The organism is Streptomyces fragilis (assembly GCF_003112515.1).
Taxonomy (GTDB): Bacteria; Actinomycetota; Actinomycetes; order Streptomycetales; family Streptomycetaceae; genus Streptomyces; species Streptomyces fragilis.
The window spans coordinates 39,716-52,671 of the sequence record NZ_BEVZ01000013.1 but is presented as its reverse complement, the minus strand read 5'-3'; the positions used below and the strand labels follow the sequence as shown (position 1 = coordinate 52,671).

Here is a 12,956-nt window from a genome sequence, read left to right as displayed (position 1 = left end):
CGCGGGGCGGATGCGTCAGGATGGCCCCATGCCAGACCGTTTCAGCTCCCGCGTCCTGCACATCACCACCGGCTCCTCCGAGCGCGTCGCCGACATCACCCGCGACTGCGAGGACTTCCTCCGCGAGGCGGCCGCCGGCCGTGACGGCCTCCTCAACGTCTTCGTCCCCCACGCGACCGCGGGCATCGCGGTCATCGAGACCGGCGCCGGCAGCGACGACGACTTGCTCGCCGCCCTCCGCGACCTCCTCCCGGCCGACGACCGCTGGCAGCACCGCCACGGCACCCCCGGCCACGGCCGCGACCACGTCCTCCCCGCCTTCGTCCCGCCCCACGCCACCCTCCCGGTCATCGGCGGCCGCCTGGAACTGGGCACCTGGCAGTCGGTGTGCCTGGTCGACACCAACGTCGACAACGCCGACCGCCAGGTCCGTCTCAGCTTCCTCGGCTGACCAGGACCGGCACGACATCTGGGGAAAGAATGATTCGGTCTCGGTCTGGGTCTCGGGGAAGCCTGGTGTCTTCCACCCGCACCAGGGCACCGCTCGCGCTGCTGCTCGCCGCCGCCCTGCTCAGCGCCAGCTCCCCCTCGCACGGACAGGCGAGCGCCGGCACCGCGCTGAGCACGGACGGCGCCCAGTCCAGCGGCGTCGTCGGGCACGACCACGCCAAGGTGGGTGAGACCTGGTGGTTCGCCCTCCCGGTTCCGGAGAACACCAGCCGTGAGCCGATCGAGATCACCGATGTGTCCGTGCTGCACGTTCCGGACGGCATCGAGATCCTCGGATACGGCGCCTTCGACCTCAACGACACAGAAGGGCTCCCCCTGCTGGCCCGCGAGGGCGAAGCGGACATGCCGGACTTCGCGCAGCTGAAGAATTACATCGACGATCCGGTGAAAGTCGGCGCAGATACGTCCAGCGACATCTTCTTCGTCGCCAAGATGAAGATCGTCGCGCCTCCTCGGGGCAACGCACGTCAATGCCGGTTCGCGTACCAGCAGGACGACAGGCAGTTCACGCAGACACTCGACTGCGAGGTCTCACTGAGGACCGGGACCGCATAGGGTCCGCCGGACGCGGTCGGCCTCGTCGGGGTTCCGGGTTCGTCCGGCCGGAACCCCGATGGCGCTGTGCCGGTCGTCCTCCGCGCGAGACGCCGCCGACGCGGTGGGGCGTCACCCGGTCAGGTCGAGGAAGTTCCACCGCGCCTCGGGCCGGGGGCCGCTGAGCCACCTGCCACAGTGCTGCAGCACCAGCGGGCTCGAGGTGATGTGCTGGGTCCCCGTGTGGAGGTCGCGCAGGAAGCGGTCGATCGGGCCGCGCCGGATCGCCGCCGAGCCCGCCCAGCGGTGGACCGTGCCGCCCACCTCCCGCGCGGTCGACGTGGCGTGGTTGAGCACGAGGCGCAGCAGGGTGTCCTGTTCCGTGCTGAGCAGGTCGCCCGCGTCGAGGGTGGCTTCGAAGTCGCGCCACGCCTCGGTCACCCAGGCCCGGGCGGACCGGAGCCGGGCTTCCGCGGTCGCGTACTCCGCGTGGAACTGGGAGGTGTCGACAGCGGCGCCGCGCGTGCCGGTGCGGGCCCCGGCGACCTTCCGGAGCTCGTCGAGCAGCCGCCGTCCGACGCCGAGCGCCCAGCCGGTGTGTCCGATCGCGGCCATGTTGACCAGACCGAGCCGGTAGACGGCATCGCCGTTGACCGGAGTGGTCGTGGTGGCGAGGTAGGTGTATTCGTGCGGGACGTACACGTCGTGGCAGTGGTAGTCGATGCTGTGCGTCGCGCGCAGTCCGAGCACGTCCCAGTTGCCGTCGAGCACCACCTGCGACTTCGGCATGGTGAGGATCCGCATCTCCCCGGTGCCCTCGACCTGGATCAGGCTGTGGACGTGCGTGGCGTGCGCCATTCCGGAGGCGAACTGCCAGTTCCCGCTCACCCGGTAGCCGTCCTTCTCCGGGACGGCGCGGCCGGGCCGGGTGCCGTGCCCGGCGACCAGCGCGTACTCCCCGCCGGCGACGTCGGGAAACAGGTCGGCCGCCGCCGCGTCGCCGATGAAGGCCGCGGTGGAGCCGGTCACCAGTTGCAGTGCGAACATCGTCCAGCCCGCCGCCGCGTCGTGGTAGCTGAGCCGCTCGACCGTCTCGATCAGCTGCAGGGGCGCGAATTCGTGCCCACCGAGGCTCCTCGGCAACTCCGCTGCGACGATCCCCGTGTCCAGCAGGGCCCGTGCGGTGTGCTCGGGAAGCCTGCCGAGGTCCTCCGCGGCATCCGCGCCCGCGTCGAGCGACCCGCCCAGCGCGTCGATCCGGTCCAGCAGTGCGGGCAGTTCCGGGCTGAGGTGCAGTCGAGCCGTGCCTGTCATGCCGTAGGTCCCCTCACCGGTGCTGACGTGACGTCATATCAGTTGCTGCGAACGGGGGTTGCTCGCCCAGGGTCGAAGTGTGGCCGCCAGGCGCGATCGTCTCACGCGGGTGGTCCGCCGTCTGCGGAAGAGTGGTGAAGGGGGTTCGCAGCCGCCGGGCCTCGGGCCCGGACAGGAAGGTTGACGGACCCAGCGGCAACGAGGGACCGGTGGCCATCTCGTTCGGGCGGCCCTGGCCGGAGGGCCGTGAGCGCCGGGCGGCGGGGAAGCTGAGGGTCCGGTGCACCGTCGCCGCGTGTCCCAGGTCGGCGCAGGCGCGCGCCGCCGCCGCGGCGCGGTGGGGGTACGCGGGGTCCGTCGCGTCCAGCAGGATCCCCAGCGTCGTGCCGCTGTGCCCCACCGCCACCCCCAGGCCGCCGATCTCGCGGCAGATCTCCCGCAGGGGCTGCAGCGACCTCTTGGGGTGCAGGGCCTGATTCATCAGGGCGCTCCGCGTGGCCACCCTGCCGACCTCTGCCAGGTCGTGGCGGCGGACGGCCGAGGTGAGGCGGGACAGGAGGTGTGCGTACCGGTGCCGGTCGGCCAGGGAGAAGGGTTTCGGCAGCCGGTTGAAGGCGACGGTGTCGACGGATCCGCCCTCGTCGATGCCGACCACGCCCATGGCGGGCAGCGATCCGAGGGTGTGCCGCAGGCGGACCGTGCGGTGGTGGAAGGCGACGATCGCCGGGTAGAGCACCCCGTCGGTCGGTTCGATGCGCGCCAGCAGGCGCTCGATCCGGGCCGGCGGCATGGGGGTGGCCACGGCCCGGCCCACCGCCCGCGCCGTGGCCACCAGGTCCGCGGAAGAGCTGGCCAGGCCTTTGCCCTCGGGTATCTGGCTGTGCAGGGTCAGCAGTCCGCCGGTGGGCCGAGGTGACTCCTCCAGGATCATCCGGGCCAGCCGGAGGGACTTCGCCTTTCCGGCGGGGTGGACGGTGACGTCGGTGGCGCCCGGCAACGGCCGGAACGTGGCCATGCTCCAGCGGGCCACGGGGAGGGTCACCAGGAAGTCCCCGTCCCTCTCGGGCAGTGCGCCCTGGAGCAGTTCACCGAAGGTTCCGAAGGCGGTGCCGGTTCCGGCAGGGCGGTCGCCCGGCTGGGGCGAAGCGACTCCTCGCTCGGTCGTCGTGTCGAGTCGCGTCACGTAAATCTCCTCCAGGGCAGGGGTGTTGAGGCCGTGGCGGCGCCGCGGTGGGAGGGCCGCGCGACGGCTGTCCGCCACACTATCTGACTTGACAATCATTTTCATTCGGTGTGATGCTCGCGGCCCGGGCCGCCGGTCCGCCCTCCGGCCGACCGCCCGCCAGCCGACCGCCCTCCAGTCGACCGCCCTCCGGTCGACCGGCCTGGGCGGAAGGGGCCGCGGGGAGCGCGCGGGAGGCGTACGGCATCGCCATCGCCCAACGGCCCAGTCACTTGCCATGCGCTCAGGCCGACCTGACGGAGAGACGGACGTGCACGCACACATAGCAGAGGCGATCAAGAAGCCGGACCTGGTGGACCTGCAACCGGGCCTGGTCTGCCTCAGATTCGAGACGATGAAGGTCTACTCGGCCCTCGGGGCGGTCCGCCACCTCCTGGAGACCGGACAGGTCCAGCCCGGCGACACGCTGGTCGACAGCTCGAGCGGCATCTACGCGCACGCGCTGGCACTCGCCTGCCACCGGTACGGGATGAAGTGCCACATCGTCGGCTCCACCACCGTGGACCGGACGCTGCGGGTGCAGCTGGAGATCCTCGGCGTCACGCTGGAACAGGTACGGCCGTCGAAGGACCTGCGCCTCGACCAGGAGTCGAGGGTGCGCCGCATCGCCGAGATCCTCGCGGAGAACCCCTCCTACCACTGGATGCGGCAGTACCACGACAGCATCCACTACCACGGCTACCGCGACGTCGCCGCAGCCATCGACCGCGAGGTGCCGGACGGGCCGCTCACCCTGGTGGGCGGGGTGGGATCCGGCGCCTCCACCGGCGCGCTCACCACGTACCTGCGGGAGGCCGGCAGGGACGTGACGCTCGTCGGCGTACAGCCCTTCGGCAGCGTCACCTTCGGCTCCGCACACGTCGCGGACCCGGACATGATCATCGCGGGCATCGGCAGCGCCATCGACTTCCGCAACGTCCGGCACGACCTCTACGACCGGATCCACTGGGTCAACTTCGACCACGCCCGTTCCGGCGCCGTCGAACTGCTGCGCGGCACCGGCATCTTCGCGGGCCTGTCGGCCGGCGCCGCCCATCTGGCCGCCCGGTGGGAGCGCCGACGCGACCCCTCCCGCACCCATCTCTTCATCGCCGCCGACACCGGACACCGCTATGTCGAGAGCGCCTTCGCGCAGCACGCGCTCGCCCAGGACGTCGACCTGCTGAAGCCCCACGAGATCACCTCGCTGGAGGAGTTGGCGCACCCCTGGTCGACCGGCTCCTGGCCGGACCTGTGCACGCCCCAGGTCTGAACGACCGCCCTTGCCACCCGACGCCCGTACCAAGGAGACAGAGATGCACGATCCCCAGCCGCAGACCGTCGCGAGCCTGACCGACGCCGTCCTGACAGGGGCCCACGGCCCCCACCCGCGCGACCTGACCGTCACCAGCGCGTTCTGGCTCTACCACACCACCCGTCTGGCCGGCGGCGAGGTCACCTACCACAACCACTACCTGGTGCTCCGGGTCGGGGACTCCTTCGGAGCCTGTTCCTTCGAGGCCGGTGAACTCGGGCCCGAGTTCTGCGAGAGCGCCTCCGGCCACGGCCTGGACACCCTCCTGCGCCACGAGTCGACCCCCGTCCGGGTCGCCGCACTCGACGCCTACCTCTCCCGCGTACGACCGCACCGGGAGGCCGGCGAGGCCGAGCAGGTGACGCTGCCCCTCGGCACCCCCGAGGTCAGGGCCCGCGCCCGCGACGCGGCGATCGCGGAGCTCCTGGACATCGCGCCCGGCACCAAGGTGGCCCTCATCGGCGTCGTCAACCCGCTGGTCGCCGCCATCCGCGACCGGGGCGGCGTCTGCCTGCCCTGCGACCTGAACCTGCGCACCACCCAGTGGGGCGATCCCGTCACGGACGACATGACCGAGGTCCTCGAGGAGGCCGACGCCGTCGTCGCCACCGGGATGACCCTGAGCAACGGCACCTTCGACCTCATCCTCCAGCACTGCCGGGGCAAGGGCGTCCCGCTGGTCGTGTACGCGCAGTCCGCGAGCGCCGTGGCCCGCGCCTTCCTCGGCACGGGCGTCACCGCCCTCAATGCCGAACCGTTCCCCTTCTCGCAGTTCAGCGCCGATCCGACTCCCATGTACCGCTACCGCGCCGCCGGGGAAGCGGGCACCGGCGGGGGACGGGCATGAGCACGGATGCCAGGAACTCCACCCTGCGTGACGGCGCGTCGGGCGGGGAGGAAGCGCTGCCGGGCGATCTGCGGATGGTCCGGACCCTGTGGCCGGTCCTGCTGGCCTCCATGGTCGGTCTGCTGCCCTTCACGGTCTTCAGCACCTACCTGGTGCCGATCGCCGACGAGGCGGGCACCGGTGTGGCGGCCATGGGCGGTCTGCGCGGGCTGGGCGGCGTCGCGGCCCTCGTGGTCGGCACGGCCCTCGCCCCCTTCATCGACCGGGTGCGCAAGGAATGGGCGGCGGCAGGCGGCCTCGCCGTGCTGGGCCTGTCCTCCGCCCTCGGCGCGAGCGGCGACTTCCTCCTGCTCGCCGCGTTCTGTCTGCTGGTCGGCGCCGGCACCTCGGTCCTGAACCCGGCCCTCACCGCGGCGGCCGCCGACCGCTTCAGCAACGACCGGGCGGCCGGGCGGGCGGCGACCCTGGTCACCGCCACCCAGTCGATGACCGCCATGCTCGCCGCCCCCGTCATCGCGGTGCCCGCGCTCCTGTGGGGGTGGGAGGGCGACCTCCTCGCCGTCACCGCGCTCTGCGCCCTGCTGGCGTTCGTCTTCCGACGGCAGGGCCGCGACAAGCCGGTGCCGCCGGCCGGGGAAGGCCAACGACTTCGCTACCTGGCCTCGTTCACGGCACTGGCCCAGCGCCGTGGTGTGATGCCGCTGCTGTGCGTCTCCGTGCTGCGCACCGCGGTCTTCATGGGGTACCTGTCCTACCTGGCCGCCTACTACGACGACCGCTTCGGGCTCGACCCCGGCCTGTTCTCCCTCGTGTGGACGCTCAGCGGCGCCTCGTTCTTCGTCAGCAACCTCCTCACCGGGAGGATCACCAACGTCGAGCACCCCAGGTTCGGCACGGAGCGGCTGCTGGTGGCCGGGCTGGTGGCCGCCCTGGTGTCCGTGGTCGGCTTCTACTTCACCCACTGGCTGCCGCTGGCGCTGCTGATGACCGCCCTGCACGCCGCCGCCCACGCCCTCGTCGCGGCGTGCGCCGTGAGCCTCCTGGTCCGCAGGTGCGGGCCGCTGCGTGGGTCGGCGCTCAGCCTCAACGCGGCCGGGCAGAGCCTCGGCGTCTTCGCGGGCGCGGCGCTCGGCGGAGCCGGCCTCGGCCTCGCCGGATACCCCGGCATGGCGGTGGCCTTCGGCGCTCTGGTCGTCGTCGCCCTCGGAGCCGCCGTCCTGGTGCCCCGAACGGACGACCGGGCGAAGCACGCACCACCCGGCCCGGCGTGACCGCCGCACCGCACCGCCACGTGACCCGAGAAAGGCCCCAGCCATGTCTCCGCACCCCTCGCCACCCCGTGTCCCGGCGCCCGAGGCCCCCGCCGGACCGCCCGGGCAGGCCGACGGGGCCGCCCCCCGCGCGCCGGCCGGCGGGGCCCCGAAGCCTCCCGCCCGTCCGGGACTCTCCCTGCTGTGCACCGTGTCGGCCGCCGTGCTGCTGCTCTCGGTCGTCGTGGCCATCGGGCTGGGACCCGCCGTCATCACCCCGGACGCGACGACCCGCTACCTGTGGGCCGCCCTCACCGGCGGCTCCGTCGACGCGGCGGAGGCCACCGCGTACCAGATCGTCTGGGAGATCCGGACCCCGCGCGTCCTGCTGGCGGCACTGGTCGGCGCCGGACTGAGTGCCGTCGGCGTGGCGATCCAGGCGCTGGTGCGCAACGCGCTCGCCGACCCGTTCGTCCTCGGCGTCTCCTCGGGTGCCTCGGTCGGCGCCGTCGGCGTCACCGTCACCGGAGGACTGGCGGCGCTGGGCGTCCACGCGGTGTCCGCCGGCGCCTTCGCCGGTGCGCTCGCCGCCTCGGTCCTGGTGTACGCGGCCTCCGCCACCAGGGGCGCGCTCTCGCCGCTGCGTCTGGTGCTCACCGGCGTCGCCCTGTCGCTGGGATTCCAGGCCGTGATGAGCGTGATCATCTACTATGCGTCGGACACCGATGCGACCGGCATGGTCCTGTACTGGACGATGGGTGGCTTCGGCGCCGCGTCCTGGGGCGCCCTGCCGGTGGTCACGGCGGTCGTCCTGGCCGGCCTGGTGCTCCTGCACCGGCAGGGACGGGCCCTGGACCTGCTGTCCCTCGGGGACGAGACCGCCGCCAGCCTCGGCGTCGACCCGGACCGGCGACGCAAGGCCCTGCTGGTCCTCGTCTCCCTGCTGACCGGGGTGATGGTCGCCGTGAGCGGCGCCATCGCCTTCGTCGGACTGGTCATGCCGCACCTGGTGCGCATGCTCGTCGGCGCCACCCACGCCCGGGTCCTGGCCGTGGCACCGCTCGTCGGAGCCGTCTTCATGGTGTGGGCGGACCTCGCCTCCCGGACCCTGGTCGCCCCCCGGGAACTTCCGCTCGGCGCGATCACCGCGCTCGTGGGCGTCCCCGTCTTCATCACCCTGCTGCGCCGCAGGGCCTACATGTTCGGGGGCCGCTGAGATGGACCTCCGACTCGACCGGCTCACCGTGGTCACCGACGGCCGGAGCCTGGTGCACGAGCTGTCCCTCGAGGTAGCGGAGGGACAGGTCGTCGGCCTGGTCGGCCCCAACGGCAGCGGCAAGTCCACCGCCCTGCGCTGCGTCTACCGCGCCCTGCGGCCCACCCGCGGCACGGTCCGCGTGAACGACGACGACCTCACCCGGCTGACCCCCCGCCGCAGCGCCCGGCTCGTCGCGGCGATGACCCAGGACGGCTCGGTCGACCTCGACTTCACGGTGGAGGAGGTCGTCGCCCTCGGGCGCGCCCCCCACCTGCGCGGCAACCAGGCCCTCGGGCGCGCGGAACGCGACCTGTGCCGCGAGACGATGGAGCGGCTCGGCATCCACCACCTCGCCCGGCGCGGCATCCTCACCCTCTCCGGCGGGGAACGCCAAAGAGTGCTGCTGGCACGGGCGTTGGTGCAGGAACCGAAGGTCCTGGTACTCGACGAGCCGACCAACCACCTCGACGTCCGCCACCAGATCGAACTGCTCCGGCTGCTGCGCGGCGCGGGGCCGGCCGTCCTGGTGGTCCTGCACGACCTCAACCTCGCCGCCGCGGCCTGCGACCGGATCGGCGTGCTCTCCCAGGGGCGCCTGGTGACCGCGGGGACGCCGGAGCAGGTCCTCACCACCGATCTGGTCGCCGACGTCTTCGGGGTCCGGGCCACCGTCGTGCCCCACCCCCTCACGGGCGACCCGCAGTTGCTGTACTCGCTCGACCCCTCCCGATGAACACCGTTGCGAACACCTTCGCCCGAAAGGCAGTCCACCATCATGCGCACCAGAGTCCCCCTCGTCGCCGCCCTCGCCACGACCGTGCTGGTCACCGGCTGTGGCGCCGAGGTCGAGTCCGAGGCCAAGGCGTCCGGGAAGGTCACCGTGAAGCGCTGCGGGGAACCGGTCGAGTACACGGTTCCCCGGCGCGCCGTCGCCTACGAGGGCGGCAGCGCCGACAAGCTCTTCAGCCTCGGTCTGACGGACCGTGTCCTCGGGTACGTGATGCCGTCGGCCAACCCGCCGGTGAGCGAGTCGCCGTGGGCGGCCGACTACGCCCGGGTCGAGATGCTCAGCGACGACCTCCTCAACAAGGAACTCGTCGTGGAGGCCAGGTCAGACTTCGTGGTCGCCGGCTGGAACTCCGGGTTCAAGGACGAGCGGGGCATCACCCCCGAGATCCTCGACAAGCTCGGCATCCAGAGCTTCATGCACACCGAGAGCTGCTACAACTACCCGGGCTTTCCGGAGAAGGCCACCCCGTTCGAGGCCCTCTACACCGACCTGGATCGGCTCGGTCGGATCTTCCGCGTGGAGAAGAAGGCGGCCGAGGTCGTCGCCGGACTCAGGCAGCGGGTCGCCGCCGTCGAGGAGGCCGCGCCGAAGGACGACCCGCTGCCGGTCTTCCTCTACGACTCCGGCACGGACCAGCCCTTCACCGCGGGCAACCAGGTGCCGCCCAACGACATCATCAAGAGCGCGGGCGCCCGCAACATCTTCGACGGCCTGGACCAGCGATGGACGCAGGTCGGCTGGGAGGCCGTCGCCGAGGGCCGACCCGAGGTGATCATCATCCTCGACTACGGCGACCAGCCCGCCCAGGAGAAGATCGCCTTCCTGAAGAAGTCCCCGCACACCAAGGACCTCCCCGCGGTCAGGAACGACCGCTTCTTCGTCCTGGACTACAACGAGGGGATCAGCGGGCCGCGCAACATCGACGGCCTGGAGAAGTTCGCGCACTACCTGCGGGATCTCGAGAGCTGAGCGGGCAGACGGCCGGGGCCGCGCGGAGAGCCGCCGCCCCGGCCGGCCTCGGCGATCGGTTCCGTCCCGGACGACACCGGTGATGCAGCCGCGGGGAGTCATCAGCGATGGCCCATGTCGCTATGTGCCTCGAGCGAGATGCACGGCGGGAGCGATCCGGCCGTGGGAAGATCCCCCTGGTCGACCATGAGCGCGAGACGGCTGCGTGCCACTTGCACACCGGGAGGGGAGCCCGAGATGGCCCTGCTGTCAGTGAGCCCGGAGTGGCCCACGCTGCCCGAGTACTTCCACGACTGGGCGCTGGTGGACGTGGAGACCTCCGGACTGAGGCCCGGCCGGGACCGGGTCCTGTCCCTTGCGGTCGTCACGCTGGACGGGAACGGCCGGCGGACGGGCGAGTTCTCCACCCTCCTCGACCCCGGCTGCGACCCGGGTCCGGTGCACGTCCACGGACTCACCCGCGCGCGCCTGAGGGGCGCACCCACCTTCGAGGAGATCGCCCCCCAGGTCGGCGCGCTGCTGAGCAGCCGCGTCCTGGTCGCCCACAACGCGCAGTTCGACTACGACTTCCTGGCCCATGAATTCGCCCGCGTCCGCTCGTGGGTGCCTGTGAGCAGACGTTTGTGCACCCTGGCTCTCAACCGGCTGGTCGCGCCGGCGACTCCGAACCTCAAGCTGGAGACGCTCGCCGCGCACTACGGCGTGCGTCAGGAGCGAGCCCATGACGCGCAGGACGACGTCCGCGTCCTCACGGGCATTCTGCGTGGCTCACTGAACGCCGCCGAACGCCTGGGTCTGAGCCTTCCGCTCCTGGCCTGCCCACCGCGCCAGGACTTCAAGCCCTACGTGCCGAAGACTCCATGTGCGTACCGGAACCCCGGCCGGTTCCAAGAAGGCGGGTCCCTGGTACAGGGGATGAAGGTCGCCGTCACCGGGGAGACCCAAACGGCTCGCGAGGAGCTGATCGCCCGCTCGGTCGCGGCGGGCCTCAACATGATGACCACGGTCAGTGGACAGACCAGCTTGCTGGTCACCAACGATCCTTCCGAAAGGACCGCCAAACTGCGTCGGGCGATCGCCGAAGGCGTGCCCCTGGTGGACGAGCGGACGTACCTGCGCCTGCTCGACGGCGTGCGAATCGGCCAGGCCAAGGGCGCCGCCCGAGCCGACGTCCCTGACCGGCCCCGTGCCGCAGCGACACCGACCTCGCACCCGACACCCCTGCCGTCGACGCCGGCGAACGGGGCGTCCGTGACCGACACGCCCACCCCCCAGCTGCCCGCTCAACGCATCACCACATCCGTCGCACGGTCCGCTCCGGCCGAGGAGGACCTCCCGCTCACCGGGCGCCGTGTGCTGGTTCTGGGCGGCACGCACGAGGAGGCCGGGGCGGCGCGCGCCCGGGCCGTCGAACTCGGCGCCTCCGCGGCGGTCAACCTCTCGGCGTCGGTCACCGACATCGTGGTGCTCCCCGGTGGGGAGTCGGACCGCCGGATGAGCCGCGTCAACTCGCTCGCTCTGCCCGTCCACGACGCGAAGTGGCTTGCTGCACCTGCTCAGGTTCCCGCCTCGGCACGACGGCCCCTGCCGCAGGGCCCGGCGGCCGCAGACCCGCGCGACACGGCGGAGGTCCTGGTGCGAGGCGCAGTCATCGACCTGCCCGGCACCGGGGAGTGGACGGTGGCGGCTACCTGGGAGCAGCTCAGCACGTGCGAGGTCGACATCGTCGCCTTCGTGGTGGACGCGCGGGAGCAGGTCGCGGGAGACGAGGACTTCGTCTTCTACGGTGCGCCCGAACACCCCGACGGCACGGTCCGGCTCGCCGTCGGAGGTCCGACCGAGCAGGCCGTCGACGTCGACCTGGGGCGGCTGCCCCTGGAAGTGAGCAGGGTGGTGGTCGCGGCGGCGATCGACGGCGACGCGACGTTCTCCGACGTCGGAGCGGTGGAGATGCTCGCCACCTGCGGGGTCGGCGAGGCACCCACCGCCCGGGCCACCCTTGACGCCGCGACCACCGAGCGCACCATGATCCTCGCCGAGCTCTATCGCCGGGGCGACGGCTGGCGACTGCGGGCAGTCGGACAGGGCTACGACCACACTCTCGCGGATCTCGCCCGGCAGTACGGCGTCGACGTCGCCGAATGACGGAAGGGGCGTCGGCTGCTCCCGGAACGATCCGCTCAACCAAGGGCAGGACGGTTCACGGGACCGCCGGGCTCGTCGTCGTGTCGTGGCGGCGCGCCCATTCGTGCCGAGGCATGGCGGCGCGCCCAATCGTGCCGACTCTGAGCAGACGGGGCGTCAGCCACGTCCCGGGCCGGCGGCCGCCGCGGCGGCCGGGTACAACGTCCAGCCGGCGGGTGCCGGGCGGCCCAGCCACGCCGCGGTGAGCGCCGCGCTCGCGGGGAACAGCGGGGCCGGCAGTTCGGCCGGCGTGGTCCAGGTCCACCGTTCGAAGACGTCCGGTTCGGTGACGGACGCCACCGGGGCGTCCGACACGGTGCGCACCACCACACCGGCGGTCAGGTGGGTGCGGTCCGCGGTGGTCTCCAGGGCGAACGCGAAGACCCGCGCGTCCCGTACCTCCTGGATGCCGCTCTCCTCGACGATCTCCCGCACGGCGGCCGCCTCACAGCTCTCACCCGGTTCCAGGTGGCCGCCGGGCAGGCACCACGAGACGGGTTCGCCCCGCTTCGTCCGGCGCCCGATGAGGAGCCGGCCGTCCGGCCGCAGCAGCACCGCGCCGACGCCCACCACGGGCGGGCGGGCCGGTATTGGGGGAGGAGTCACCAGTGGACCTCCGGATCGCGCAACGCCGAGGCGGCGGCGTCGCGCTCGCTGATCGTCGCCGTCGCCACGATGCCACGGACCAGCCGCACGCGGTAGCCCGTGCCGGTCGCACCCGATGGTCACCGACGGCCACCGACGGCACCGTGGGCCGGGGTGA

Annotated in this window: 12 protein-coding genes; 9 read left to right on the top strand and 3 right to left on the bottom strand. The window is 72.2% G+C overall.

What is annotated here, in order from left to right; genetic code table 11:
- Positions 1-28 precede the first annotated feature (28 nt).
- Together Sfr03f_RS29455 and Sfr03f_RS29450 are read left to right on the top strand one after the other, a co-directional pair.
- Complete coding sequence (locus Sfr03f_RS29455) at positions 29-451, top strand: YjbQ family protein (RefSeq protein WP_108957275.1); 423 nt, start codon at positions 29-31, stop codon at positions 449-451.
- 65 nt (positions 452-516) lie between these two features.
- Positions 517-1,065 (top strand): hypothetical protein, encoded by a 549-nt coding sequence (locus Sfr03f_RS29450; RefSeq protein ID WP_108957274.1) that lies wholly within the window; start codon positions 517-519, stop codon positions 1,063-1,065.
- 111 nt (positions 1,066-1,176) lie between these two features.
- On the opposite strand, the gene Sfr03f_RS29445 is transcribed toward Sfr03f_RS29450, so the two are convergent.
- Both Sfr03f_RS29445 and Sfr03f_RS29440 read right to left on the bottom strand, forming a co-directional pair.
- The gene (locus Sfr03f_RS29445; protein WP_108957273.1) at positions 1,177-2,358 is read right to left on the bottom strand and encodes an acyl-CoA dehydrogenase family protein; all 1,182 of its coding nucleotides are present in this window, start codon (positions 2,356-2,358) and stop codon (positions 1,177-1,179) included.
- Between the two features lie 13 nt (positions 2,359-2,371).
- Positions 2,372-3,541 (bottom strand): GHMP family kinase ATP-binding protein, encoded by a 1,170-nt coding sequence (locus Sfr03f_RS29440; protein ID WP_308216775.1) that lies wholly within the window; start codon positions 3,539-3,541, stop codon positions 2,372-2,374.
- 310 nt (positions 3,542-3,851) lie between these two features.
- Between Sfr03f_RS29440 and Sfr03f_RS29430 the strand changes: the two genes are divergently transcribed.
- The 7 genes from Sfr03f_RS29430 (at position 3,852) to Sfr03f_RS29400 (ending at position 12,154) form a co-directional block, all read left to right on the top strand.
- Positions 3,852-4,853 (top strand): pyridoxal-phosphate dependent enzyme, encoded by a 1,002-nt coding sequence (locus tag Sfr03f_RS29430; RefSeq protein WP_108957271.1) that lies wholly within the window; start codon positions 3,852-3,854, stop codon positions 4,851-4,853.
- A gap of 43 nt (positions 4,854-4,896) precedes the next feature.
- Positions 4,897-5,742, top strand: a complete 846-nt coding sequence (locus Sfr03f_RS29425; protein WP_108957270.1) for a Rossmann-like domain-containing protein — start codon at positions 4,897-4,899, stop codon at positions 5,740-5,742.
- A complete protein-coding gene (locus tag Sfr03f_RS29420) occupies positions 5,739-7,013 on the top strand; it encodes an MFS transporter (RefSeq protein ID WP_108957269.1) in 1,275 nt (424 codons plus the stop codon). Before Sfr03f_RS29425 ends, Sfr03f_RS29420 begins: the two co-directional genes overlap by 4 nt.
- A 190-nt stretch (positions 7,014-7,203) precedes the next feature.
- The gene (locus Sfr03f_RS29415) at positions 7,204-8,208 is read left to right on the top strand and encodes a FecCD family ABC transporter permease (RefSeq protein ID WP_372514400.1); all 1,005 of its coding nucleotides are present in this window, start codon (positions 7,204-7,206) and stop codon (positions 8,206-8,208) included.
- Between the two features lies 1 nt (position 8,209).
- Entirely contained in the window at positions 8,210-8,983 is a 774-nt protein-coding gene (locus tag Sfr03f_RS29410; protein ID WP_108957267.1) for an ABC transporter ATP-binding protein, read from the top strand.
- A gap of 42 nt (positions 8,984-9,025) precedes the next feature.
- Complete coding sequence (locus Sfr03f_RS29405; protein WP_108957266.1) at positions 9,026-10,009, top strand: ABC transporter substrate-binding protein; 984 nt, start codon at positions 9,026-9,028, stop codon at positions 10,007-10,009.
- Between the two features lie 237 nt (positions 10,010-10,246).
- Positions 10,247-12,154, top strand: a complete 1,908-nt coding sequence (locus Sfr03f_RS29400) for a TerD family protein (protein ID WP_108957265.1) — start codon at positions 10,247-10,249, stop codon at positions 12,152-12,154.
- A gap of 156 nt (positions 12,155-12,310) precedes the next feature.
- Here Sfr03f_RS29400 and Sfr03f_RS29395 read toward each other — a convergent pair whose 3' ends face one another.
- Entirely contained in the window at positions 12,311-12,799 is a 489-nt protein-coding gene (locus Sfr03f_RS29395; protein WP_159105758.1) for a nucleotide triphosphate diphosphatase NUDT15, read from the bottom strand.
- Positions 12,800-12,956: the final 157 nt, after the last annotated feature.

Bases quoted from the DNA above. Each gene is read 5' to 3' on its own strand.
- Sfr03f_RS29455 (WP_108957275.1), top strand. From the start codon at position 29: ATGCCAGACCGTTTCAGCTCCCGCGTCCTGCACATCACCACCGGCTCC.
- Sfr03f_RS29410 (WP_108957267.1), top strand. From the start codon at position 8,210: ATGGACCTCCGACTCGACCGGCTCACCGTGGTCACCGACGGCCGGAGC.
- Sfr03f_RS29405 (WP_108957266.1), top strand. From the start codon at position 9,026: ATGCGCACCAGAGTCCCCCTCGTCGCCGCCCTCGCCACGACCGTGCTG.
- Sfr03f_RS29420 (WP_108957269.1), top strand. From the start codon at position 5,739: ATGAGCACGGATGCCAGGAACTCCACCCTGCGTGACGGCGCGTCGGGC.
- Sfr03f_RS29425 (WP_108957270.1), top strand. From the start codon at position 4,897: ATGCACGATCCCCAGCCGCAGACCGTCGCGAGCCTGACCGACGCCGTC.
- Sfr03f_RS29445 (WP_108957273.1), bottom strand. From the start codon at position 2,358: ATGACAGGCACGGCTCGACTGCACCTCAGCCCGGAACTGCCCGCACTG.
- Sfr03f_RS29400 (WP_108957265.1), top strand. From the start codon at position 10,247: ATGGCCCTGCTGTCAGTGAGCCCGGAGTGGCCCACGCTGCCCGAGTAC.